This is a genomic window from Paenibacillus jamilae, assembly GCF_050482105.1.
Taxonomy (GTDB): Bacteria; Bacillota; Bacilli; order Paenibacillales; family Paenibacillaceae; genus Paenibacillus; species Paenibacillus jamilae_B.
The window spans coordinates 188,034-213,074 of the sequence record NZ_JBCNHI010000020.1 but is presented as its reverse complement, the minus strand read 5'-3'; the positions used below and the strand labels follow the sequence as shown (position 1 = coordinate 213,074).

Below are 25,041 nucleotides of genomic sequence, written 5' to 3'. Positions count from 1 at the left end.
CACACGCATAATAAGCTCATGCTGCAGCCGGATTACCGTTTTGAAATCGTGACTTGCGGCCGTAATTGTTCAATTTTCTCTCTCGTAGCCAGATCATCGGAGAACGCAGTTGCGCTTCCGGATGCCACTCCTGCACGGAAGGCTTCGATCGGATCGCCTTGAAGAGCCAGCGTACCCACGAATCCAGCAATCATAGAATCACCTGCGCCTACAGAATTTTTCACCGTTCCTGCTGGTACATTTGCGTGATATACTTCATCTGCCGTAATGAACAAAGCCCCTTCTCCTGCCATGGAAATAAGTACATTTTTTGCACCTGCCTCCAGCAGTTTACGACCGTAAGTGACGATCTCCTCCTCTGAATGAATAGTTACGCCAAACAACTCAGCCAGCTCATGGTGATTCGGCTTAATGAGCAGCGGCTTATGAACCAAAGCCTTCATCAGCGCCTCACCTGTGGTGTCGATGACGAATTCAGCCCCGGTTTGCTGACACACGCGAATCAGTCGTTCGTAGAAGTCTCCTCCAAGGGATGGCGGGATGCTGCCCGACAAGACGACAATGTCATTTTTCTGAAGACCCGCCAGCTTTTGCACCAAGGCATCGGCCTCTTGCTCACGAATCGCAGGTCCCAAACCGTTAATTTCTGTTTCATCACCATGCTTGAGCTTAATATTGATCCGTGTATCATCTTTGATCATTACAAAATCAGTTTTAATGGATTCTTCCCGCAATGTATCGTCGATAAACCTGCCTGTGAAGCCTCCGAGAAACCCAATCGCCGTGCTGTCTGCGCCCAACTGGTTCAGTACACGCGATACATTAATTCCCTTACCGCCTGGCAGTTTTAAATCACGTTTCATTCGGTTTAAGTCACCGAGCTTCAAATCGTCAACTTCCACGATATAATCAATGGAAGGGTTCAGCGTTACTGTATATATCATTGTTATCCCTCGATTATCTTAGTTTTCTGAGCAATGGATCGGCGTGAACGTTCCGGCACCGATTCAGTAATAAGGATAGCTTCCTTAAGTTCGAATAGCTTGGCGAAGGTTACTTCTCCAATTTTGCTGGAATCGGCCAACACATATGTTTTGCCGGACAGCTGGTGAGCACGCCGCTTGATCAGCGCCTCTTCAGGATCAGGAGTGGTAAACCCCATCTCCACATCTACCCCGTTCGTTCCCAGAAAGCACTTGTCGAATCGAAAATTGTCCAGATTCTGTAGGGCAATACTCCCGATTACGGCTTTGGTATGAATTTTCATCATCCCTCCCAGTAGATAGCTTCTAATTCGTTTGCTTACCAGTGCTTCTACGTGGGAGAGACCATTCGTCACGACCGTCACGTCTTTAGCTTCAATGTAAGGAATCATCGCCATCGTTGTTGTTCCCGCATCCAGATAAATACATTCACCATCCAAAATTTCTTTGGCTGCCATACGGGCGACTGCGTTTTTTTGTTGAACGTTTTTGAATGTTTTTTCTTCCATGCCAGGTTCCTGACTTTTCTGATTCAGCAAGGTTGCCCCGCCATGAATCCGCTTTAACAGCTGACGGCCTTCAAGATCTATCAAATCACGCCGAATCGTTGACTCAGAAGCTCCCAAGAGATCAGCCAATTCCTGCAACTTTACAACACCACGCTCTTGTAAGCGCTGTATTATTAACTTGTATCTTTCTTCCGTCAGCATCTTCATTCCCCCAACTGTTCTTATCGTACCACAAACCTAGCAAAAAACAATCATTTTTCTTCAAAAAGATTCAAAAAAATTCATTCCGACTTCATTTTTTTACAAAATGGTGAATTCCTGATCCAATAAGCATGATTGCGTTTACATTTTAAAGAAGTTTCATCTGCTTTTATGTAAATTCATTCTTCTTACATGGAAATTCAGCAGTAAACGTTCAAAAACGTTCTGACACTTCAATCAGCACTATTTTACCATTCCAGGTGCCATTCGTCCCAACCTTATTTAGTCAGAAAAGAGCTAATCACTAGGACTTCGTCCTCAATGTTTAGCTCTTTGTGACGCTTAACGCCCCAAACATTTAGTCCTTAACGATTCCAATAACAAAACCATCGTATCCCTTGTTCCCCACAGTCTGGATTGCTGTAGCTGTAATTCTCGATTCCTCAGCTAACAAATCATAAAATTTTCTTACGCCCTGCACGCGAGGGTCTGTGCTGTAAGCTTGGATGACCTCCCCTTCACGGACAACATTGTCACCAATAATCACGGTGCCGGGATGTGAAAAACGAAGTGCCCATTCTAGATATAATGGATTATTAGGTTTATCCGCATCAATAAAAATGAGATCAAAGGGTGCAACGCCCTCCTCCTTCATTTGTGTCAACTGCTCCAATGCGTCTCCCTCTCGAAGTTCCACCATTCCATCCAACTGAGCCAACGATATATTCGATCGGGCGATTTTAGCATGAACCGGATGGGCTTCCAGCGTAACTATTTTTCCATCCGCAGGCAGCCCTCTTCCTAACCAAATGGTGCTGTAGCCTCCCAAGGTACCCATCTCCAGCACACGTCGTGCGCCTTGCATTTGAGCAAAGATATTTAATAGCTTTCCCTGGTTAGGCGACACATCATGCGGAGGTAATCCTGCCTGTTGGTTAGTAGCTAACACCTTTTCCAAGACAGCATCATGCGGAATGAGGCGATCCGAGATATACTGATCTACTTGTTCCCATGTGTTTATTTGATACATTCGCTCCACTCTCCTTTGGATTAACTTACAATTTGATTGTAAATGAATTATTATTATAAAAATAATATATGTTTTTACTCTATTCATAATTTTAATGTATGAATTGATCGGAAAGGGAGTCTGCACTTGAATCTGCATGCATTCCGCTTATTTCACGTGGTCGCCTCTACAGGGAGTGTGACCCGTGCCTCTGAGCTATTAAATATTAGCCAGCCTGCGATAACAGCCCAGATTAAAAAATTCGAAAAAGAAATATCCCTCACACTTCTTATACCTATGGGAAGAGGGTAACCTTAACCGATGCCGGTGAAAAGCTTGCTGTTTTAGCCAAACGGCTTTTTGCCGTCGAACAGCAAATCGAACAATTTTCACAGGATTATCGTGACGGAACCCATGGCCATATTCGGCTGGCTGCTACTTATTTACCAGCTCATTTCCTCATTCCGGCCTGGATCGCAAAATTCAAACAACAATATGAACATGTTGAAATGACGATTAATACCACGAACTCCAATGATGCCTTGCAGCAGCTATTGAATATAGAAGTGGATTTGGCGATCTACGGAGGACTGCCTGAACAGTACCCCGATACGATTCAGACCGAAGAATTATTTCGTGATGAGCTATGGTTTGTAGTAGCGCCGGATCATCGATATGCGAATCAGCAGGTTTCATTGCTGGAAATGATGCATGAGCCATTTGTTATGCGTGAGAAGGGAAGCTCAACACGGGAGAGACTGTTTTCCTTATGTCGAACCTACAATGCCCCCTCCCCCAGAGTCACCCTAAACTTCACAGGGCTGCATGAAGCGATTACCGCAGTTATTGCCGGTTATGGTGCGAACTTTGTATCCTCACTGGTCGTGCGTGAATATGTAGAACGCGGTGAGCTATGCCGCGTATATGTGGAGGGTATCCAGCTTCTCAATTCAATCGCCATCTGTACCCGCAAGAATGAGCCACTATCCGCCGCTACCCAGAATCTAATCCAGCTCATCCGCAATCATGCCTGATCGGCATGGGGCACGCGTGTACATTCGCTCCGTCTTTTAGATAACAAAAGCCATGACTGCGTGCATACCGCATTCATGGCTCACCTCGTTATGATAAGTATTCGCCCTCAATAATCTTCTCCAGATAATCTTCCGGCTGCGCAATAAACTCGGCAAAACTACATACATCCGCATATTCCTGATGCTCCTCGTCATAATAGCCCAGACACTTCTGCTTCGGATTCCACACCAAAATAATATCCGAATAATTATCTACGTTTAGAGACAAACGCAACAGCTTTTGCCGACCTACCTTCATCTCAACTGTATCTATAAAGGAAAAGAACTCTACAAATTGTATACCTAAATCATTTCCATGCAGATTTACACGGAGCCGATCCCCCATTAGAAAAGCTATAAGATCCTTCGGAAGCTTGTAGCTTTTTAAAGCATGTCGTTTATTCTCCAGGTTATGGAACGCCGGCGGTTCCACAGACTTCAAATACTCAGCCATTGCCTCGTTCTGATTACGAATAGCAATCGTATATGCGCGTTCCCCATCCTTTTCTGCCAACGTCACGTCAGCCCCAAGCTCTACCAAGTGCTTAACCATCGCAAAATCATCATTTCGTGCTGCCACAGTTAAAGGAGTTGCTTTGTAGGGGTATACCATATTAGGAACATTGTAATTAATATCTGCACCATGCTTCAACAGCAGTGTTACAGTGTTCAGATCATGTTTACTAACTGCGTTGCGTAGCGTTGCTCCACCATGCTCCTTTATATCGAGTCCAAGCTCGTGGATTAACGGGATATTCTTTTTATTGCCATAATAGGCTTGCTCATAGGCACCGGATTTAACCTGATTTTTTCCGTCCAGCTTGGCACCATGGGTAACCACATAGCGGACAATCTCTTCTGAGCAGTAGCGAACAGCTGTTAAAAATGCGGGACGATCTTTCGCATTGAGTTGAACCCCCTGCTCCACCAGCAGCTTTAGCACGTCCTTTTGCTGAGAAATTAGCGCAAGGTCTAATGGACTTAGCACCGTATTTTTGCTGAGTTTAATTTCTTGTTCTATATCCCAGCCTTCGGTCAGCGCTTGGCGTAAAGCCAATACATTACCTTCCACAATATGCATTGCAATTTCTGGAAGAGCGTCAAATTTGCCGATATTTTTTAATTGGATCATCGCATTCCCTCACTATAATATGTATCTATTATTTATATATATTTTATACCATTGCTGTCTTTACATAAATCCACCTGATTCCCCAAAATGCATTTATTCACCTACTGCAACCAATGAAGTGATAGCAGTTAAAATGCCTTAGACAAGCTATAATTGTATTATGATTCTGTATACTTAGTGCACCGAAAAGGAGAATATATGAATAGCATTCAATACTTATCCCAATTTAATTTGCTACATAGTCTCTCAAGAGAAGATTTAATTGAAATGGATCAAATGACCTCCATTACGACTATACCGAAAAATACATTTATTCAAACCCCGGATACTTTCTCCATGGGGCTTTACTTTGTAAAAAGAGGAAAAGTACGTCTCTACAAGCTGAATGCCGATGGGAAGCAGTTTACTTTGGATATTCTCAGTGAGGGAAATGTATTCGGTGAAATGGACATAATTTCACTGGGGACACGGGACATGTATATAGAAACGATAGAAGAATGCGATATCTGCTTGATGGATACAGACCGATTTGAGCATTTTTTAATCCAGCATCCCCGATTTATGATGAACATGATCCAGGTATTAAGTGACCGAATCTCAGGAATGAGCAGCTTAGCCCAGCATCTGGCTTTGGGAAATTTACAGGATAAAATCGTATATATTTTGCTGAAATTGTCCGATCAGTTCGTCTTGCATAGCCATGATGAATATTACAAAATCAATTTCCCCCTCTCCCATCAAGAAATTGCCAATCTGGTCGGGGCCACCCGTGAAGCTGTAACAACTGCTCTTCAGGAGCTTGTCAAAGAAAAGGTCATTAAAACCGGCTTTAAGACCATTTACATTCATCGTGAAAAACTATTGTCTGATACTAGAAATGTATGGGACCTATAAAGCAGATACAGAAGTTGTAAGCTACATTACATCTATATTTCGAAGAAAAGAAGTATCGTATACCTACCCCAAAATATACGATATGGAGTGAATGAGATGAACAATTCAAGATTGCAAATTGAACTGGATTCAGCCAGAACTGATATGAAAAAAATGCTCCCCCAAGAGATACTCGATACATTTGAGACAACGATTCGAGAAATTAGTGATTCAAATATGGCTAGTGGACTCAGTCTCGGAACCCGAGCGCCTGATTTTAGCCTACCCGACTATACAGGCCGCGCTATAACCCTTTCTGAAGAAACGACCAAGGGGCCAGTTGTTCTTATCTTTTACAGGGGACATTGGTGTCCGTTCTGCAATTTGCAGCTCAAAGTCTACCAACAATACATGGATGAGATAACGTCGCTCAATGCCCAACTGATTGCCATAAGTCCACAGACGTCCGAACATTCAATGAACATGCAGCAAAAGAATGAATTGAGCTTTCATGTATTAAGTGATATTCATAATCAAACAGCAGAAAAATACAACCTCAAATTTAGACTTCCTGAATACGCACATGAAATTTACAAATCATTAGGCATATCCCTGGATACATTTAATGGCGACAGCACTTGGGAGCTTCCTGTACCCGCTACATTTATCATTGATTCAGAAGGTATGATTCGGGCAGGATTGGTTGATGCTGACTATCAAAAACGAATGGAACCTGCCGAGGTATTACAAGTTTTGCGTTCTCTCTAAAATGACCATAAAAAATAATGCTTGCTGAATTATACATAAAAAGGAGGAAATATGTGGATTCCAAAAAACAATTCTTAATGCCAGATACGATATTGCAACGCAAAGGAGCTCGCAAAGGAACAGATATTCCTAAGAATGTACTTCAGCTACTCCAACAGGGTCAGCTTGAAACAGTGAATCTCACCGAATGGCTGGCAATTGATCATGTTGTTCTGCTAGACTATGCTCTTACTGAATTTGGCTTGCAGCGATCATCCGATGTCTTCCTGTCCGAGTTGGATCATTTGAAGGAAAAGAAAATGATGAAAATTATCCCTGCAATTGCGCGAGCATGGCTGAACTTATTGAAACCACAAACACCTCAAGAACGCACTCGACTTTTTGATGCGATGGCCACTCATCGTTCAGACAGTATTCGTTGCTGGGCTGCCTATATCGTGGGGATTGATCCCCATTTAAGCCTAGAAGAAAAATTAGTTGGCATTCGCCCCTTTGCAGCAGATTCCCATTTCGGAGTACGTGAAATTGCCTGGATGGCGGTGAGGGAATCCATCTCCTTGCAACTGCTTGAAGGACTTGCACTGTTACACAGCTGGGTGCGAGATGAGAATGCTAACATACGTCGTTTTGCTATTGAATTAACCCGACCACAAGGCGTTTGGGCTAAGCACATCCCGGAATTAAAAGTACATCCCGAGCTGGCTCTTCCTCTGTTGGAGGCTGTTCAATCCGACCCAGCCAAATATGTTCAAGACTCAGTGGGCAATTGGTTGAACGATGCCAGCAAGACCAAACCGGATTGGGTAATTCAAGTTTGTGATACATGGCTTATGACTTCTAATACGAAGGAAACGAAGCGAATAGTAACACGAGCTCAAAGAAGCTTGAACAAAATGAAATAATTGTAAAGACTCCTCCCATCCAATCCATATCTAGAATATTCACATAAACTAAGAGATACATCTGGAGTATTAGGAGTGGAGGAATTCCTATGTCTATTATCCGAATCTATCTGGAAGCAGATAGTGTTGTTTCTGGGAACATTGCTATCACCACGAATATAAATGTCACTCCAATTGTCAATCGTTACACAGCCGTTGTTGTGCTTGGCAACATCATAGGGGGAGTGACCACCATCCCAGCACAAAATTTTACGAATGATAGTGGAACTTCAGTTGCAGCGAACGGCCTGGTTGTTCCAACCAGTAGCGGATACTACAATGTATTTGTGAGTGGAACGTTGCAGCGAGGCGGGTTAACAACACTTTCTCCTACTAATCTAATCATAAATACTGGCTTGTTAGTTGGAGCTACCATAGTTATTGAGGTGATCAATTTTAACACCAGCGCTTCCTCAACTTCTGTCAACAACGTCTCCGTGACGACTACAATAAGCGACTGAGGCAAAACTAACTATCATAAATATCCCTAGAAATAAACCACCAAAAGCAGGGCTTATCCTCATCATTGGTGGTTTATTTCTCTATGAACCCATTGACTCATAGTATATATTATAGAACAAATATTTAAATCTTGAAGTTCTCCACAAGTACCTGAAGCTTCTCGGCCAGTGATGAGAGAAGCTCTGCGGAGGATTCCACCTCTTGCATAGCAACAAGCTGCTGCTCTGAAGAAGCCGATAGGGATTTTGCCCCTTTAGCCGTATGGTTAGAGACGAGCACGGTATTCTGAATGGCTTGAACGAGCCCTTCAGAGATCTGTGCCAAATCCCGAACTGTAGCTGATATTTGTTCGCTTTGGGAAGAGACATCAGAGACGGAGGCTTCGATTTCGGAGAAGGAGCGTCCGGCGGATATGATCAACTCTTTCCCTTGCAGCATTTCGTCCGTGGAACGCTTCATAGTGTGTCCCGCCTTGTCCATTTGGACGATAATCAGACTGATCAGCTCGCTGATTTGTGTGGCGGATGTGGCAGAACGTTCGGCCAATTTGCGGACAGAGTCGGCGACAACGACAAAGCCCCTGCCTTCTTCGCCAGCGCGGGCAGCTTCTATCGCTGCATTGAGAGACAGCAGGTTAGTCTCCTCAGCAATACTGGCGATGGTGCCAACAATGTTCTCAATCTCCTTGGAATGACTGCCAAGCGCATTAATAATGCTTGAGAGATCGCCAATGCTATCACTCACAACTCCCATTTGGGAGGTAGTAGAATCCATTGATTCCCTGCCAAGACGTGCTTTCTGGACATTATCCGCCGCCTTATTCCTTGCGTTGTCTGCATTGCCAGCAATATCGCTGATGAAGCGTGATATATCCTGAACCGCCTGATAGCTTTCTTCTAGATTCTGCAGTTGGGTATGCACGCCATCTGCCAGCTCAATCGTAACATTCATGCTATGCTCCCCAGCACGGTTCGTTGCCTGTGCGCTGGCTGACAACTCCTGAGAGGAAGAAGCGACCAGTATAGAGGTGTCGTTGACCTGAGTGATCAAATTGCGCAAGTTCATCGTCATATCATTGAAGTCGCGAGCCAGAGTCCCGATTTCGTCCTTGCTTTTGAAGAGAAGCGGTTCATGGGTCAGATCGCCCTTAGTAATGGTGTTCACAGAGGCTGACAGCTTGGTGAGCGGACTTACCATATGGCGAATCAGCAGGTAAGCAACAAGGATAGCCACGATGAAAATAGAGCCGCCAATAATAAAGGGGTGAACAATGATATCCAGCGTCCGTTCCTGAATTAATGAGCCGTCAAAATTGATGACCATCAGTGCAACAATGGGCTTGGTGGGATCATGATCCTGATAAATGGGGCCATATCCAGTTTTGAGCGAGGTTCCTTCATATGTATAAACCTTGGAATATGCTGAATGCTTCATCGTAGTTATCATTTCTTTGTCTTCATCCGTGAAATAGAAGGAATCGCCAGCTTGATAGCCTCTTTGCTTGAGGTTGGCGTCGGCGGCCAAAATTTTCCCGTCTAAAGACATAATGAAAGCCTCTTTAAAAATAGGCTTATGTGCCACGATCCAGCCAATCCGGTCTTCAATGGCAGCAAGTTTACTCTTATCTCCACTGACCAGTGCCGATATATCCGCAGGCTCTATGAGGCCTGTCGTAATATTGGCGCAGCCCACCAACTCGATCCCTGCAGCTTCATCCACTTGATGGAAAGCGGTACGATATCCGAAATATCCAATGGAGGTACCTACGAGGAGGAACATGATGAGCATCATCCAGGTTAATTTTGTTGCCAGCTTCATTATTTGAACCACCAATCCTGACTCTAATAAATTTTTGTGACCATCAGCTTTCACTGCTACGATTATAGCCTATCAATACTTACTAATAATATGGCATTCCAGTGTCGGAATATGTCGTTTTATGTGAGATTTGTCGCTGTTTTTTGTAAACACTTATACCGCAAATATAAGAAAAAGCCCTGTAAAAGGGCTTTCTTTCTTGTGAACCATTCTATTGTGCTTAAAGTTCCACCTCTATAATTAGGTTCCAAATCGTTGGCGATACCCGCACTTTCGACACAGCTCTTCCACTGCTTCTCTCCTGGAGAATCCAAAGTACAGACGGTTTGCACGCTCACCTTCCACGATTTCGGAAAAAGTTTGCTCATGTACATTCCCTAAATTAATGACGCCTTCCCCATCAAGACAGCAAGGGACCACTGTTCCATCCACCAATACCGCCGCCTGACTTCGAAGCGCATGGCAAAAGCCTTTTCCGTCATCTTCCGGTGCATTTAGGCTAGGCCATTCAAATTCGTAGTCCTGATTTAAATAAACATTAGGAGCAATTTTAACCCCACTGCCCGGTATTACTTTTTCCTCAATTCGATAGTCCAGTCCAAACTCTTGCTCCAATTGCTCCAGTGTCTCGCGGTTGCGCTGACGCTGCACATTAGTCAGATTATCTTGAGCCAGGTTCCAGAGACGGAATGAAATAATGACATTGTGCTTCACTGCTTCTCTGACAAACGTGAAAATATGACTCAAATAGCCTTCTCGATCCACAGAACCTTCATGCCCGTCAAAACTATGAAGAGAAAAGTTCATCTGCCGTAATGCCGGCTGACCAAGCAGCTTATGTCCGGTCTTCGGCAGCAAAGTACCATTGGTGGTAATGTTGACCTTTAAGCCTTTCTCATGCGCGCTCTCCAGCAAAAGATCAATTTTGGGATGGAGCAAAGGCTCTCCTTTGACATGTAGATAAATGTAATCCGTATGTGGCTTGACCTGATCAAGGACATTCCGAAAGACTTCCGGATCAATAAACTTTTTGACACGCTGTGTCTGAGGGCAAAAACTGCAGGCGAGATTGCAAATGCTTGTGATCTCAATGTATACCTTCTTAAATGTCTTCAACATAATTTCCCCATTCTAACCTTCATCCTGAACATTTGGTTTATGCTCACTAATCTTATGATTATAACGGGTTATGAACGAGAGGTAAACTCTGTGGATATTTTCTATTGACCTTAGGTCTGACCTAAGGTTTAAAGTGAAGTTATTCAATTATCAGTAAGGAGACTTGTCATTGAAAAAACACATTACGATCAGCCAGCTTGCTCAGCTCATGAATGTATCTGTACATCAGCTACGGTATTTTGAAGAAAAGGGGATCCTTTATCCGTTATACACAGATGAAAATCAATACCGAATGTACGGGCTTCATGAAATTTATCAACTTTCCCAAATTTTAATGTTACGTAAATTAAATATCCCTGTCGGTCAAATTGAAGAATGCATGAACTCCTACAATGCCGATGATTACAACCAGCTTTTAGAACATTCATTGCAGAAAGTACAGGATGACATTGCTAACTTAAAGCTGCTCGAACAGTTTATTCACAAGGTATTGCAAGAACATCATAACTTCACCCGGCAGGAGAATGAGTATCGGACCAAGCTACTGGGCTCCCGACATTTAAAGCAATGGTTTGCATTGGAAAGTAATCAAGAACTTACGGCCAGAAATCTGTTTGAGCAGCGGCCTGCCCCACCACAATTATTTGAAAATGATCTACATTATCTATCTGATTCTGGACAGGTGAAGCTATATTATGAAACGCCCTCAGGAACAGGTGACTATATTCTAAAAGAAGGTAATTATCTCTATAAGCCATTCTCCGCCACTGAAGACGCTGAGATCGAACATGAAGTCCAACAACTGGAGCATTATGCGACCCAGCACCAATATGAATGCCTAAGCAATATCATTGTGATCGAAAAATCCTACCTATCCCTGTTCGACAGCAACAAGCTGCAATATGAAATTCAGGTACAAATTTCTGATGTGCAGGAGGACAGTATATGAGTTCACCCCCCTTTGACATTGTTGCTTATGAAGGGCAAGACTATGCTGCTGTATGTAAGCTCTTAGTGGAATCGTTTAAGGCAAAATTTCAAGCTCTTGTTACTTTGGAGGATCAGGATATACAGAATTTATTAATGCAGGTTTGGGTTCAACAGCCTAATTCTACATCTGGGAAGCAATTTGTGGTCAAAGAGAACGAAGATGTAGTTGGTGTGCTTTCGCTCAAATGGAAGGCCCCCGCCTCTTCATTTCCTAAAACAAATCTCATTTCTTTGGCTCCGCTCATAAAACAGTTCGGTTGCTTCAATGTATTCACATTTTTGGCAGGTATGTATGCACTGGAGTATAAGCCTGCCGCAGATGAGTGTTACATTGATCATGTGGCGATTTGCTCAAGTCATCGTAATCAAGGGATCGGGCGACGTCTTCTAGCTTTCGCACAGCAGTTTACGGTTGCATCCGGTTTCCATGCGTTGACACTTCATGTAGCACATCAGAACCAGCAGGCTATCCGCTTGTACCGCAATCTAGCATTCGAAATAGAGCAGACCCAATATAATTTTTTACGGCATTTTTGGTTCAAAGAACCTGTATGGCATCTAATGAGTTGGAGAGGAACGAAACTGCATTCGAGGAGAGAACATTGTTGAAAAAAACTTTCAAGCTTACACTTGGTATGATGGCAGGGCTCGCTGTTGCCTTGATACTCATTGTGTTATATCAAAATTCCTACAAGATGACGGAAGAAAAAATACAAATTACGACTCCCAAAGGAGTATTAACAGGTACACTGGCTTTGCCCAAGAACTACTCGGGGAAAATTGGACTGGTTGTTTTTGTCCATGGAGATGGTCCAATCAATGACACATATGATGATGGGTACAAACCATTGTGGGAAAGGTTTGCTTCTAAGGGATATGCCTCCTTATCCCTGAATAAGCCGGGTATTAACGGTACTCCAGGCAATTGGCTGGAGCAAAGCATGGAGTACCGGGCACAGGAGATCCGTTATGCAATGGCCTGGGCGAGAACCTTGCCGATGATTGATAAGCAAAAAATCGGCCTATGGGGAGCCAGCCAAGCGGGCTGGGTCATTCCGAAAATCGTTAAAGAGGAGCAAGATATTGCATTCAGCATTCTTGTATCGCCGGCCGTGAATTGGATTACACAAGGGCAGTTTAATACCAGGAAAGAGTTAGAACAACAAGGAGCTAGTCCGCAGCAAATTAAAAAGAGACTGGACTACGACCAAGAGGTTCTACAATTGCTGAGAAGTCATGCTTCCTATGAAGAATACCTGAGCATTGCCAGTCCTGACGATATCATTTCCAAAGAAAGATGGGGCTTTATAGGCAAAAATTTTCGTTCTGATTCTACGGAAGAATTAAGCTACTTTAAATCTCCTGTACTCTTGGTTCTGGCTGGGAAAGATATCAACGTAGATGTACAAGACACCGAGCGAGTATATCGCAAAAATATACCTTCAGAGCTGCTATCTATCATTCATTTGCCTGAAGCTGACCATTCCATGATGAATGAACAAATCGCGCACTCCAAATCCCTAACCTTCTTAACAGCCGTATTTGCCCCCAGACAACTGGTGGATGGTGACTATCTGAAAATTCTTGCCGATTATGTCATTCAGCGTTAAACGATAATGTTGTTATTTTGCCAAATTTCATTGGAGTATGCTAATGAGAATCCCATTGCAAGGTAAAAGGAATGATCAGAACCCACAAAAATTCTTTCTACCCCTTTATCCTTGACTCTGTTTATGGCTTCATAAATAACGGCTTTTCCAAGTCCCTTATTTCTGTACTTAGGTATCGTACCTACCGGCTCCAGTATTCCTATTTTATTTAGCTCGTCGTACCAGAGAGTAGTGAAAGCAGCAACTTCATTGTTTTGATCCAGGATGACTACATCATATTTCGGTATATAATCAGGGGCATTTCTCAATGATATATAACATCGCTCAGCGACATCATTATCTGGATAACCGCCCTTGTAATACCCGAATGCTCTTCCATGGGCAAACCCTTTTTCAAAATCCCCGACTTCATTTGCGTCCGAAATTCTAAACCCGCTGGGTAATTCCAGCTTTACATCATGCGGAACACTCATACAGGACGTCATTTCTTTCCCATCTTGCAAGATGTACCCTCTTCTTTTCAAAAGCTCCTTAAGTTGTTCTCCATCCTCGTTTACGATTATATCTAAAGTTGACTCTCTCTCTCCATGTAAAGCTAATTTCTTTTCAGCATAATCTATTAATTCATTTAGAAATTCATTTGAAAAATCACGATCTGCAAGCTGAAAATAAGCTTCACCTATGTTATCTTCTCCTTCCGGGTGAACAACAGCAACAATTTCTTGATGTTCATCCTCCCAAATCCCAACCGTCTCAGGCCACTTTTCAAATGTATTGTGCATGATTTGTCCCCAATATCTACAGAAATTCCAGCGATCTATGAACCAATTTTTGAGGTCAGGGTTGCTTTTCAGCGACTGTTTCAAAAAATCTCTAATCTTTAAAAAATCATTTACTTCGAATTTCACCTGATGATACAACAAATTTTTACCTCCAGCTCTTCTGTCATAGTCCTATTGTATTGATTCTAGAAGTTCAAATATATGCCAAGTTTTTTTATCAAGTGTTTGCAACATCATACGTAAATAAGAAGACAGCAAAAACCCACAGATCATCTCTGTGGGTACCTATTTTCTTTATTTTTTTGAATACACGATTTTCTTAATGCGATCTGTAGATAGTCTGTATTGTTCTGAGAGCTCGTCAATGGATACGCCCACACTAAATTTTGCACGTATCTCTTCGTTCCGAATGAGATAATAATGGGCTGCTCCAGAGCTTTCTCCCCATCGCCTGCGCTCACTCGGACGATTTGGGATATAAATGAGTTCTCCTTGTATATACCGCTGAACTTCCTTAAGTAAATCATCAGGAAGCAAATCAGTTGCCTTCAAATAATTCATTTCGGGCTCGCTCCTTAAAATAAATTGGTATTTTAAGGGCAAAGCCTGCGTCTGCAAACAACTAATCCTTCAGGCGAAATATATTCGCTCCATACCAAGCTTCGCCTTGTTTATTCCGCAGGCTTTGCATGGAGCTGATTGAGTACGAAACCAATGATAGGATACATCGTTTCCCCTCCTCTCAAACATCATCTTACTTTTCACATAGTCCAGTTCAATGATTAGGAACTCAAACTCACGTTTATTGTAAAATATGAACTGCGTTGAAACAACGATCAAAGAAGTTACACTCACTAACCATGGGTTGCTATTCAGATTCAAACTAGATAAGCGCTCATTCAACCTATACTTATCCTTGATTAGACCAGGTATAGGTATATAAACAACAAAAAAACGGCATCTCTGCCGTTTTTTCTAAAGGATGGACTCTCAGGGACTCGAACCCTGGACCAATTGATTAAGAGTCAACTGCTCTACCAACTGAGCTAAGAGTCCATAATAAAATTTTGGTGGAGCCAAGGGGGATCGAACCGCTGACCTCCTGCGTGCAAGGCAGGCGCTCTCCCAGCTGAGCTATGGCCCCGTCACATGTAAGTGAATTAACGTTTCAAGCGACTTCTATATCATATAAAATATTTGACCCTGTGTCAATACTTTTATAAAAAATTATAAACATTTTTTCACTATGGCCCTAAAAGATACAGTCAGCGATCAGTCGCTGTCTGTATCTTTGGATAACAGTGTCTTCAGTTCCTTCATAAACATATTGATGTCTTTGAACTGCCGGTAAACGGACGCAAAGCGTACGTAGGCCACTTCATCCACAGGATAGAGCTGTTCCATGACCAGCTCACCGATCTGCTGGCTATCCACCTCTGTGGCTGCTGTGTTGCGGATGGCGTTTTCCACCTGAGATACGATCTGATCGAGCTGCTCTACAGATACTGGACGCTTTTCACAGGCTCGAATGAGACCGCGCAACATTTTATCCCGGCTAAACTCTTCACGGCTACCATCTTTTTTGATGACCATCAGCGGGGTCTCTTCTACCATTTCAAAGGTGGTAAAACGCCTGGCACACTGTTCACATTCGCGGCGGCGGCGGATAGACTTATTATCATTCGCGGGTCGCGAATCCAACACTTTCGTGCCATTGTAAGCACAATACGGGCACTTCATAATCTCATCACTTCCTTTTTCCAATAAATTCCCGAAGCTTTTTTGTAATAATTTTGTCGAAACGGATCATAATATGTTTACCACGTAGCGAGGAGGTGAACAACAATGGCACAAGGAAACAATGGCAACTCCAACAACTTGGTAGTCAGCAAATCCTCCGGTGCTCTGGAGCAAATGAAATATGAAATCGCTCAAGAGCTGGGTATCAGCATTCCTCAAGATGGATACCAAGGTAACATGACTTCCTATGAGAACGGTTCGATCGGGGGCTACATCACGAAACGCCTCGTAACGATCGCCGAACAACAATTGGCAGGTCAATACCAATAATTTCGGTAATAATGAAAAAGTAATATGAAAAAGTGTATGGATAGGCTGTTAAAAACAGCCTGTCCTGCGCTTTTTTTCATTTTAAAGCGAAAAGCCTCCTATTGTCATTAACTTATCGCTTAAAACTCATCATAAATTTTTGTATATTGCCTGTAGTAGTAGATGACTCGCTGTACATAATGCCGCGTCTCCCCAAAAGGGATTTGCTTAATGGACTCTTCTTTGCCATCCCACACCCCCTGATCCAGCCATTCCTGAACTTTACCTGGACCAGCATTATAAGCAGCCACAATGACCACAGGATTATCCTGAAACTTCATAGACAGGTTATGCAGATACCAGGTTCCCAGTTCAATGTTAGTGGCGGGTTCGTGTTTGACACTTTCCAGCGGAACCTTTTGAATCTGGGCACTGTCCATAATCCAATTTGCAGTATTTGGCATAATTTGCATAAGCCCCAGCGCACCTTTGTGTGACTGCTTGCTGGTTTTAAAATTTGTTTCTACGCGGATAATAGACGCCACCAAAAATGGGTCCACTTCATAGGTCTGTGAATACTGCCGAATCTCATCCTTGTACTGAATCGGGTAAAACCAGGACATCCAATTGGAGTTGAGGAACAGAATCAGGACAAATCCGACAAACAAAGTGAGCAGGACTCTTTTCTTACGTAAAATGTTCATGCAAGTCCCTTTCGCTGCCAAAACTGATCAATTTGCAACTTCGTCTCAGCCTGTGTTCCGCTATTATCGATAACAATATCAGCCAATTTCCTTTTCTGCTCGATATCCATTTGTGCAGACAGGCGAAGTCCAGCTTGCTCTTCTGTAAGACCGTCTCTAAGCATCAGACGTCGGAGCTGAACATCACGCGGTACATATACAACCATGATTTCCTCGTACAGACTCTCCAGCCCAGACTCATACATTAACGGAATATCTGCCAAAACAAGCTTGTCCGGCTGCTCCCGTTCATAAGTTTCCATGCGCAGACGCATTTCCTCACGAATAGCAGGATGCGTAATATCGTTAAGCGCCTGTCGCTGAACAGGGTCTCCAAATACAATCTCTCCCAGCCTTTTGCGGTGCAGGGTTCCATCACTATTTACTATAGCTTGTCCAAAATGCTGTATGACCGCCGCCAGCACCGGATGCCCCGGAAGCATGACTTCCCGGGCAATGGCATCTGCGTCAATCAGCAGCGCACCCTTGGCGACCAAAAGAGCCGACACGGTGCTTTTTCCGGTAGCGATCCCTCCGGTTAATCCGATATTCATGCTCTTCACCTCATAACAGCTTCAATATGCCCATCATAATCAATAATAATGCCGGCAATACACCGAGCGCTTTCATAAATCGAAATGCCGACAGGAAGAAACCTGCCTTCATACCAGCAATCAAAAATACACCACTGAACAACGTAATAGCCAGCGCCGTCGATAGAGGATGAAAACCAAGCATGGCTGCACCTAGTCCCGCTCCGAACGCATCGACCGATAATGCAATGCCTAGCCAAACCGCTTCGGTAGCAGATATACTGCCGGAACGGTCTGTATCCGCTGCAGACGGGCTTCGAAGAATCCGAATCACAAGCCCCCATTTGCGGAACTCCAGCGAAAATAACGTACGCTCCTGCTGTAGCTCCAATGAAGCTTCTGACGATAGACCTTTTTCTGAGCTGGTTAGAGACTCTGTATTGGTATCCTCTGCACTTTTTTTCTCCGCAAGAGCTGATATATTCCCTGGATCAACCTGTTCCGCAAGGTGCAGATCCCGAGGGACTTCCGCTGTTTCCTCCGTCAAATCTTCCTTGCGTTGCAGAGCTTGAATCAAAGAGTAACAGCCGATACAGATCAGAATGACAGCACCGAAAACAGTCGTATATACAGGAGACAGGACACGGGATAGTAATGCGCCGAGCTGCATGGAAATGCCGATCACCAAACCTGAACATACGGAGATGATCGCAATCGACAACAATGGAATTTTCATTTTGCGCAGACCATATGTAACACCGACTCCGAAACTGTCCAAACTTAGCGCAAATGCCAGTAACAGCAGGGCTCCCCAATGATTAGCCACTCCAATTCCCTCCCATTGCGAAGGCTGGGCCTTACAGCAACCGACTTCCTTCGCATTATTGGTACTTGGAACATTATATGTGAGGGATGGGCTTGGGGTGACTATGCCTGTTTAGCGCAAAGGCTGGCAGACCGGGCAATGATGTGTGCCACGTCCGGCTACGACGGATTTTTCGATCAATGTACCACAGTTTATGCAAGGCTTCGCGTTGCGTCCATAGATTTGCAACTGATGCTGGAAGTCGCCCGTTTTGCCCTGTCCGTTAACAAATGATTTGATGGAGGAGCCACCAACCTGGATCGACGCGCCCAGCGTGGAGACAATAGCTTCATGCAGTACGCGAAATTGGCTATCTGTCAGGCTTTTGGCTGGCTGTGCCGGATGAATCCCTGCCTTAAATAACGATTCATCTACATAAATATTCCCGATGCCTACCACATATGACTGGTTTAACAGCGCTGCCTTGATCGAAGTCGAACGGGTTCCAACAGCAGCACGCAGCATTTCAGGTGTAAAAGCTTCGTCCATCGGTTCCAAACCGAGCTTGTTCAGCGGCTTATCCAGCAAATCCTGTCCTGCCGGAAATAAATGCATCGTGCCAAACTGACGCACATCCTGATAACGCAGCTCCGTACCATCTTTAAAATGAAAGATGACATGAGTGTGCTTTTCTACAGGATCATCTTGTGAATACAATCCATAGCGTCCTTCCATTCGAAGATGGGAGACAAGCACCAGCCCGTCCAGCAAAATCCGCAGAAATTTACCGCGTCTTTCCACTCCTGTAATCCGGTGGCCAGCCAATTCCATTGCAAATGCATGGATATCATCGGGGCGCTGGATAATACGCGGCAAATTTACGGTTACACGATCTATATGTTTACCAACGATAAGCTCGTTTAGTGTTCGTTTAATAGTTTCTACTTCCGGTAATTCCGGCATGATGTCTTCACCTCACCCTATATTATAACGGAAGCAACGTAAAATTGGGACTATCTGCTTATTGAAATATCTTACTTGACCTCATACCAATTGCTGCCATAGCTTACTTCCGCTTTAAGCGGCACAGCCAGCTTTAATGCAGCTTCCATGGTAGCGGGAACAAGCTTTTTCATCGTTTCCATTTCCTCAGGCGGAACCTCGAATACAAGCTCATCATGTACTTGTAACAGCATACGGCTGCGAAGATTGCGTTCACGCAGCGCTGCGTCCATCTGCACCATCGCCAGCTTGATAATATCGGCTGCGGTACCTTGAATCGGCGTATTCATCGCTGTACGCTCAGCAAACGAGCGCTGGTTGAAATTGCTGGCATTAATCTCTGGCAAATAGCGTCTGCGTTCCAGCAGCGTTTTTACGTATCCATCCCTCTTCGCATCCTTCACAATATCATCCATGTAACGACGCACACCCTGGAACACATCGAAATACTGGTCAATAAAGCGAGCCGCTTCCTTACGCGTAATATTCAAATTTTGCGACAGACCATAGTCGCTAATCCCGTATACAATACCAAAGTTAACCGCCTTTGCGGAACGTCGCATATTGGAGTCTACATCTTCAGCTGGTACACCGAACACATCGGATGCAGTCTTGGTGTGGATGTCCATATCGTGGACAAAAGCCTCTTTCAAACGCTCATCATCCGAAATATCCGCCAGCACCCGCAGCTCGATTTGTGAATAGTCTGCCGCCAAAATCGACCAGCCTGGTTCCGATGGCACAAATACTTTGCGGATTTTGCGTCCTTCTTCAAGACGAATCGGGATATTCTGCAAATTCGGGAATTGACTGCTCAAGCGTCCGGTTGCCGCAACCGTCTGCCGGAAATACGTATGCACTTTTCCTGTCTTCTCCGAAATTTCTTTAAGCAGTCCTTCGACATACGTCGATTGAAGTTTGGCAATGGTGCGATATTGCAAAATGTTTTGCACAATATCATGATATGGCGCAAGCTTTTCCAGCACCTCTGCATCGGTCGAGTAACCGGTTTTTGTCTTTTTAATAACAGGCAAGCCCAGTCTATCAAACAAAATTTCACCCAACTGCTTGGGCGAATTAAGATTGAACTCTACCCCCGCAATGCTGTAGATCTCACCTACCAGCGTTGCAATCTGGGCTTCAAATTCTTTACCCAAAGCGCGCAGTTCCTCTACATTCACCAAAATACCCTGCTTCTCCATATCCGCCAGAATGCGGGATAACGGCATCTCCAGCTCATGAAACAGCTTGTGCATTTCCGTCTTTTCCAGCTCCGCCTGCTGTACAGGTACCAATGCTTCGATTACCGTTGCCTTACGCGCTACATGATCGGATAGCACATCCACCTCAGGAACTTTATATTTAGCTCCTTTACCAAACACTTCGTCGTCTGGACGGATTGAAGACAAGCCATACTTGGCTGCCAGCCCGCTCAAGGTTTGATTGGCGTCTGTCGGGTCTAGCAAGTATCCGGCCAGCTGCACATCAAACTCAGCTCCGGCAAACTCAATTCCATGCCAGTGTAAAGCCAAGTCTGTACGATGCAGATCATGACCGCGTTTTTTGCGTTCAGGGTCAGCAAGCCACTCGCGAATAGGGGTAGCTGCATCTCTTTGTAGAACATCCAGTGTCATAAAAAACTGCCGTCCCGTTGCGGCAAATATCAACCCTACAATTTCAGCATGATGCGGATTATCACCATGCGTCTCAACATGCAGCACATCTACGTTATTCAGCACATCTACCAATTCGCTGATCCGCTCTTCATCCAGCACTGTCACGTCTGCTGCGGCTTCCTCTACGCCAACTCCAGCACTGCTGACCTCGCCCGAAAAGGATAAACGCTCCAGCAGGGACTTGAACTCCAGCTTCGCCAGAGCAGGTCCCGCCGTCTCTGCCTGCAATCCGCTGAAAACCACATCTTCCAGTTGCTTGTCCAACGTTACATTCCTATAAATTGTCGCCAATTCCTTGCTCATTCGCGCATCGTCAGCGTGTGTCTCCACACGTTCTTTCATTTTGCCCTTCAGCTCATCCGTGTGCGCCAGCACCTCTTCGACTGAACCATATTGATGCAGCAGCTTGAGCGCTGTTTTCTCACCCACGCCCGGAATGCCAGGAATGTTGTCCGACGTATCGCCCATCAGGCCCTTAAGATCTATGATTTGCAGTGGCTTCAAACCGTAACGTTCTTGAATTTGCTCAGGTCCATACGTTTCCACCTCGGTTACTCCTTTGCGGGTCAAGCCGACCGTGACATGATCTGAAGCCAATTGAAGCATATCCTTGTCGCCAGTCACAACCAGCACATTGAAACCCGCTTCGTCCGCTGTTTTGGACAGAGTGCCTATAATATCGTCCGCCTCATAGCCATCCAGTTCAAATTGCGCAATCCCAAAAGCGGTCAATAGCTCTTTCAACAGCGGAAATTGCTGGGACAGCTCCGGCGGTGTTTTCTCCCGTCCACCTTTGTAATCCTCGTATCCCTGATGACGAAACGTAATTTTACCAGCATCAAAGGCAACCAAAATATGAGTTGGTTTGTGCTCCTCCAATAGCCGTAATAACATTGTTGTAAATCCGTACACTGCGTTCGTTTGCTGTCCGCTCGAATTCGTCAACGGCGGCATAGCAAAAAACGCCCGGTATATGATACTGTTACCATCTATAAGCATGAGTTTATCCATTTTGCACCTCGCAAGTTCATCAATGCATTCGTAACGTTCTTACGTTTTACGCATTCCTCTTTCTATCTTAACATACAAGACTCTTTTTCAGAAAAAAACGGCTGTTTCCTAGCCAAATTTGCCTTTTGCTCAAGACAAGTCTGGGTTGGAAACAACCGCTATATACCATAAGCTCTACTGGTTCAAATCTGGTCTTTCCCCGGTCACGAGATATACTGTGCTTTCACCGATATTCGTAGCATGGTCACCAATACGTTCAATGTATCGTCCTACAAGCAATTGCAACATGGCCTGTGAAGCCTCTGCCGGCTTTTCTACCATAAAAGCATACAGATCGCTGATCATGTGGCTGTACATAGAATCCACCCGATCATCCTCTTTAGCCATTTTGTAGGCCAAATCCGTATTTTCATCCAAATAGGATTTGATCGCATCGTCAATCATTTCTTTAACAATGGAAGCCATGTGCGGAATATCGACCAATGGCTTGATCATCTGCTGCCCTTCCATGCGAAGGGTCACCTTGGCAATATCAAGTGCCAAATCGCCCATACGTTCCAAATCACTGGAAATTTTGAAGGCAACAATGATCCGGCGTAAATCCTTCGCTACCGGCTGCTGGGTAATAATGAGCTTAGAGCCCATATCCAGAATATTTTCTTCCATTGTATTGAGGGATGCATCATTTTTGACCACCTGCTGGGCCATTTCTGTATTTTTGGTCTGCAGACATTCAATAGCCTGATCGAGCGCCTTCGAAACGTGTGCACCCATTTCGCGCAGTATGGCTCTCAGTTCTTCTAAACCTTCATCAAAACCTTTTCTACGAATCATTTCGAAGTCACCCCTTCTCACATAATCATCAGGTTGGCTTTAGCCAAAACGTCCGGAAATATAATCTTCCGTACGTGAATCTTGTGGCGTGGAAAACATCGTCTCTGTATCCGCTGCCTCCACTACCACCCCGTTCAAAAAGAACGCAGTTCGACCAGACACACGCGCCGCCTGATGCATGTTATGCGTCACCATGACGATGGTGTACGTGTCTCTTAATTCTTGAACCAGTTCTTCAATTTTCATCGTTGAGATCGGGTCCAGCGCTGATGTCGCCTCGTCCATAAGCAAAATGTCTGGCTGCACAGCAAGCGCCCGGGCAATGCATAGCCGTTGTTGTTGTCCGCCAGACAAGCTCAAAGCAGAACGCTTCAGGAAATTTTTAACTTCTTCCCAAAGTGCTGCCTGCCGCAGGCTTTGCTCCACCAATTCATCTAACTTGTCCTTTTGCCGAATTCCGTGCAGACGCGGGCCGTAGGCCACGTTATCATAAATGGATTTAGGAAACGGATTAGGCTGTTGAAAAACCATTCCCACTTGTTTACGCAGCATTTCTACTTCCATGGTATCGCCGTATATATCCTGACCTGCGATGCTCACAGTGCCTTCAATACGCGTTCCCGGGATCATGTCATTCATCCGGTTCAGCGTCCGCAGCAAGGTTGATTTGCCGCAGCCGGAGGGGCCGATAAAGGCTGTTACTGTTTTTTCAGGAATATCCAGGTTTATATGTTTCAGCGCGTGGAATTTTTCATAATACAAATTCAGCTTATCAATCCGGATTACGGAATCATTCATGGATTTATGATCTCCTTCGTGTTGCAGTTATGGTCCTCAAGCATTGCACCTGATTTGCACAATATGAAGATTATATAAGCTGTGTGTAAATTCAGTGTGATGGATTTGTTAACGGTATGTAAAATGATCAAGAGTTCAGCATGAGCTCAAGCTCCTGTGCGATCCCGGCTGCATTCAAGGCCGCTTCTTCTGCAGAACGGGACATTTCGCTGTTTTTAGCCTCTATTCCATCAACTGCCTGCAATAATTTGGCAAACGTTTGTGTGCCAGCGGATATAAATTTAGAGCCTGTATGAATCTGCTGCATACTTGTATCCGTGAGTTCAGCTGTGTCACGCAGCATGCGCTCGATATGAGTGAGTAAGCCGGTAATCTGTACAGAAAAAGCTTTGGTCTGGAGTGACATATTTCGAACCTCTTGAGACACAATCTGAAAGCCACGCCCGTGTTCGCCAGCATGGGCTGCTTCAATGGATGCGTTGATCGCCAGCAGCCCGCTGTGATCTGCCAGTGCACGAATGGATGAGGCCATGCCCGCAATATCATTCAGCGATTGGGTTAACGCCGTCATCTGCTCATGCTGACGCTTCATTTGCTCCGTCACTGCATGATAAGAAAGCAAAACATCCTCCAGTTCCACTTTGCCACGGCGGGATAATTCACTCATTGAGCGAGTTAGCTGCACACTATCATCGGCTTCTTTCGCTGCATCCAGAACAGTCATCCGAATGCGCTGGACTCCGTCATAGCTATGCCGAATCACGTCACCCCGATCTTCGTCTGCTTCTCTTTGCATTCGCTGAACGACAGACAGGATATCCCGAATTGTAAGTACACCGAGTAACCTTGTCCCTTCTTTGATCAATAAACAATCATAAAAACGCTGATCTTCACGCATCATAGCCTGCTCCACAATTTCCGCTGCCGGACTTTTCAAATCCACAATTAATGTATTGGGATCGGCAAATAGGGAAGCCGGTTTATCATAGAACAACGCCGCAGCGAACCTGCCCGTAAAATGACGATTGTATGCATCTCTCATGATAATGCCCAATGGAAGATCATGTTTATCCACGACGATCACACAGGGGATATCTTCCTGTGCTTTCATGAGTGCTAACAGTTCTTTGCAAGACATGTCTGTGCCAATGATCGGAACCTCCCGATATGGCACATAGGTGGTAATCGGCTTGAACGTTTCACGTTCAATCACGGCAGTGGAACTCGTCTGGGTCTTTGGTTCCGTTATCATCGTTCTGAAGTCCCCTTTTTTTAACTACTTGAAGTGACGGGAACATCATATCGGTCATTTGTTGATTT

At 44.5% G+C, this 25,041-nt stretch carries 25 protein-coding genes, 2 tRNA genes and 1 pseudogene; 9 read left to right on the top strand and 19 right to left on the bottom strand.

From position 1 onward, the window contains the following. Window positions 1–32 precede the first annotated feature (32 nt). The 3 genes from pfkB to ABEW32_RS19830 form a co-directional block, all read right to left on the bottom strand. Entirely contained in the window at window positions 33–944 is a 912-nt protein-coding gene (gene pfkB, locus ABEW32_RS19840) for a 1-phosphofructokinase (RefSeq protein ID WP_430190992.1), read from the bottom strand. 2 nt (window positions 945–946) lie between these two features. Next, entirely contained in the window at window positions 947–1,693 is a 747-nt protein-coding gene (locus ABEW32_RS19835) for a DeoR/GlpR family DNA-binding transcription regulator (protein ID WP_430190990.1), read from the bottom strand. 358 nt (window positions 1,694–2,051) lie between these two features. Continuing rightward, window positions 2,052–2,723: an O-methyltransferase gene (locus ABEW32_RS19830; protein ID WP_430190987.1), complete on the bottom strand. Its 672-nt coding sequence runs from the start codon at window positions 2,721–2,723 to the stop codon at window positions 2,052–2,054. 126 nt (window positions 2,724–2,849) lie between these two features. Between ABEW32_RS19830 and ABEW32_RS19825 the strand changes: the two are divergent. Next, window positions 2,850–3,736 (top strand): annotated as a pseudogene (locus ABEW32_RS19825) (LysR family transcriptional regulator). Between the two features lie 88 nt (window positions 3,737–3,824). Here ABEW32_RS19825 and ABEW32_RS19820 read toward each other — a convergent pair. Beyond that, window positions 3,825–4,907 (bottom strand): ankyrin repeat domain-containing protein, encoded by a 1,083-nt coding sequence (locus ABEW32_RS19820; RefSeq protein ID WP_430190985.1) that lies wholly within the window; start codon window positions 4,905–4,907, stop codon window positions 3,825–3,827. A gap of 198 nt (window positions 4,908–5,105) precedes the next feature. On the opposite strand from ABEW32_RS19820, the gene ABEW32_RS19815 reads away from it, so the two are divergent. The 4 genes from ABEW32_RS19815 (at window position 5,106) to ABEW32_RS19800 (ending at window position 7,950) form a co-directional block, all read left to right on the top strand. Next, window positions 5,106–5,801 (top strand): Crp/Fnr family transcriptional regulator, encoded by a 696-nt coding sequence (locus ABEW32_RS19815; RefSeq protein ID WP_430190981.1) that lies wholly within the window; start codon window positions 5,106–5,108, stop codon window positions 5,799–5,801. A gap of 96 nt (window positions 5,802–5,897) precedes the next feature. Further along, window positions 5,898–6,548 (top strand): peroxiredoxin-like family protein, encoded by a 651-nt coding sequence (locus ABEW32_RS19810; RefSeq protein ID WP_430190978.1) that lies wholly within the window; start codon window positions 5,898–5,900, stop codon window positions 6,546–6,548. A gap of 89 nt (window positions 6,549–6,637) precedes the next feature. Further along, window positions 6,638–7,450: a DNA alkylation repair protein gene (locus ABEW32_RS19805; protein ID WP_430191994.1), complete on the top strand. Its 813-nt coding sequence runs from the start codon at window positions 6,638–6,640 to the stop codon at window positions 7,448–7,450. Between the two features lie 89 nt (window positions 7,451–7,539). Beyond that, the gene (locus ABEW32_RS19800; protein WP_430190975.1) at window positions 7,540–7,950 is read left to right on the top strand and encodes a DUF4183 domain-containing protein; all 411 of its coding nucleotides are present in this window, start codon (window positions 7,540–7,542) and stop codon (window positions 7,948–7,950) included. A gap of 124 nt (window positions 7,951–8,074) precedes the next feature. Here ABEW32_RS19800 and ABEW32_RS19795 read toward each other — a convergent pair whose 3' ends face one another. Together ABEW32_RS19795 and ABEW32_RS19790 are read right to left on the bottom strand one after the other, a co-directional pair. Further along, complete coding sequence (locus ABEW32_RS19795) at window positions 8,075–9,769, bottom strand: methyl-accepting chemotaxis protein (RefSeq protein ID WP_430190972.1); 1,695 nt, start codon at window positions 9,767–9,769, stop codon at window positions 8,075–8,077. 240 nt (window positions 9,770–10,009) lie between these two features. Then, window positions 10,010–10,888 (bottom strand): radical SAM/SPASM domain-containing protein, encoded by an 879-nt coding sequence (locus ABEW32_RS19790; RefSeq protein WP_430190970.1) that lies wholly within the window; start codon window positions 10,886–10,888, stop codon window positions 10,010–10,012. 169 nt (window positions 10,889–11,057) lie between these two features. Between ABEW32_RS19790 and ABEW32_RS19785 the strand changes: the two genes are divergently transcribed. Genes ABEW32_RS19785 through ABEW32_RS19775 form a run of 3 tightly spaced genes read left to right on the top strand, consistent with a single transcriptional unit; the run spans window position 11,058 to window position 13,488 of the window. Continuing rightward, on the top strand, window positions 11,058–11,837 hold the full coding sequence (locus tag ABEW32_RS19785; protein WP_430190967.1) for a helix-turn-helix domain-containing protein: 780 nt from the start codon (window positions 11,058–11,060) through the stop codon (window positions 11,835–11,837). After that, window positions 11,834–12,487, top strand: a complete 654-nt coding sequence (locus ABEW32_RS19780; RefSeq protein WP_430190964.1) for a GNAT family N-acetyltransferase — start codon at window positions 11,834–11,836, stop codon at window positions 12,485–12,487. Before ABEW32_RS19785 ends, ABEW32_RS19780 begins: the two co-directional genes overlap by 4 nt. After that, complete coding sequence (locus ABEW32_RS19775) at window positions 12,484–13,488, top strand: alpha/beta hydrolase family protein (protein WP_430190962.1); 1,005 nt, start codon at window positions 12,484–12,486, stop codon at window positions 13,486–13,488. Before ABEW32_RS19780 ends, ABEW32_RS19775 begins: the two co-directional genes overlap by 4 nt. Here ABEW32_RS19775 and ABEW32_RS19770 read toward each other — a convergent pair. From ABEW32_RS19770 to nrdR, 5 genes are all read right to left on the bottom strand, one after another. Then, on the bottom strand, window positions 13,485–14,411 hold the full coding sequence (locus ABEW32_RS19770) for a GNAT family N-acetyltransferase (RefSeq protein ID WP_430190959.1): 927 nt from the start codon (window positions 14,409–14,411) through the stop codon (window positions 13,485–13,487). The genes ABEW32_RS19775 and ABEW32_RS19770 overlap by 4 nt on opposite strands. Window positions 14,412–14,564: 153 nt before the next feature. Continuing rightward, window positions 14,565–14,831, bottom strand: coding sequence for a CD3324 family protein (locus tag ABEW32_RS19765; protein ID WP_430190956.1), 267 nt, complete (start codon window positions 14,829–14,831; stop codon window positions 14,565–14,567). 422 nt (window positions 14,832–15,253) lie between these two features. Beyond that, window positions 15,254–15,326: transfer RNA gene (locus ABEW32_RS19760), tRNA-Lys, on the bottom strand. 12 nt (window positions 15,327–15,338) lie between these two features. Continuing rightward, window positions 15,339–15,414, bottom strand: a tRNA-Ala gene (locus ABEW32_RS19755). A 128-nt stretch (window positions 15,415–15,542) separates the two neighbouring features. Continuing rightward, a complete protein-coding gene (gene nrdR, locus ABEW32_RS19750) occupies window positions 15,543–16,010 on the bottom strand; it encodes a transcriptional regulator NrdR (protein WP_430190953.1) in 468 nt (155 codons plus the stop codon). A 105-nt stretch (window positions 16,011–16,115) separates the two neighbouring features. Here nrdR and ABEW32_RS19745 point away from each other — a divergent pair, with 105 nt between their 5' ends. Further along, entirely contained in the window at window positions 16,116–16,340 is a 225-nt protein-coding gene (locus ABEW32_RS19745; RefSeq protein WP_430190950.1) for an alpha/beta-type small acid-soluble spore protein, read from the top strand. Window positions 16,341–16,459: 119 nt separating this feature from the next. On the opposite strand, the gene ABEW32_RS19740 is transcribed toward ABEW32_RS19745, so the two are convergent. From ABEW32_RS19740 to ABEW32_RS19705, 8 genes are all read right to left on the bottom strand, one after another. Beyond that, window positions 16,460–17,023 carry a lytic transglycosylase domain-containing protein gene (locus ABEW32_RS19740; RefSeq protein ID WP_430190947.1) on the bottom strand — a complete coding sequence of 188 codons (564 nt, stop codon included), beginning with the start codon at window positions 17,021–17,023 and terminating at the stop codon, window positions 16,460–16,462. Then, entirely contained in the window at window positions 17,020–17,616 is a 597-nt protein-coding gene (coaE, locus tag ABEW32_RS19735) for a dephospho-CoA kinase (protein ID WP_430190945.1), read from the bottom strand. Before coaE ends, ABEW32_RS19740 begins: the two co-directional genes overlap by 4 nt. 10 nt (window positions 17,617–17,626) lie before the next feature. Then, on the bottom strand, window positions 17,627–18,421 hold the full coding sequence (locus ABEW32_RS19730) for an MntP/YtaF family protein (protein WP_430190942.1): 795 nt from the start codon (window positions 18,419–18,421) through the stop codon (window positions 17,627–17,629). Between the two features lie 111 nt (window positions 18,422–18,532). Then, entirely contained in the window at window positions 18,533–19,363 is an 831-nt protein-coding gene (gene mutM / locus ABEW32_RS19725) for a DNA-formamidopyrimidine glycosylase (protein WP_430190940.1), read from the bottom strand. Between the two features lie 71 nt (window positions 19,364–19,434). Next, entirely contained in the window at window positions 19,435–22,089 is a 2,655-nt protein-coding gene (gene polA, locus ABEW32_RS19720) for a DNA polymerase I (RefSeq protein ID WP_430190938.1), read from the bottom strand. A gap of 174 nt (window positions 22,090–22,263) precedes the next feature. Next, a complete protein-coding gene (gene phoU / locus ABEW32_RS19715) occupies window positions 22,264–22,923 on the bottom strand; it encodes a phosphate signaling complex protein PhoU (protein ID WP_430190935.1) in 660 nt (219 codons plus the stop codon). 39 nt (window positions 22,924–22,962) lie between these two features. Beyond that, window positions 22,963–23,721 carry a phosphate ABC transporter ATP-binding protein PstB gene (pstB, locus tag ABEW32_RS19710; RefSeq protein WP_013370358.1) on the bottom strand — a complete coding sequence of 253 codons (759 nt, stop codon included), beginning with the start codon at window positions 23,719–23,721 and terminating at the stop codon, window positions 22,963–22,965. Between the two features lie 127 nt (window positions 23,722–23,848). Continuing rightward, the gene (locus ABEW32_RS19705; RefSeq protein ID WP_430190932.1) at window positions 23,849–24,973 is read right to left on the bottom strand and encodes a methyl-accepting chemotaxis protein; all 1,125 of its coding nucleotides are present in this window, start codon (window positions 24,971–24,973) and stop codon (window positions 23,849–23,851) included. Between the last annotated feature and the right edge of the window lie 68 nt (window positions 24,974–25,041).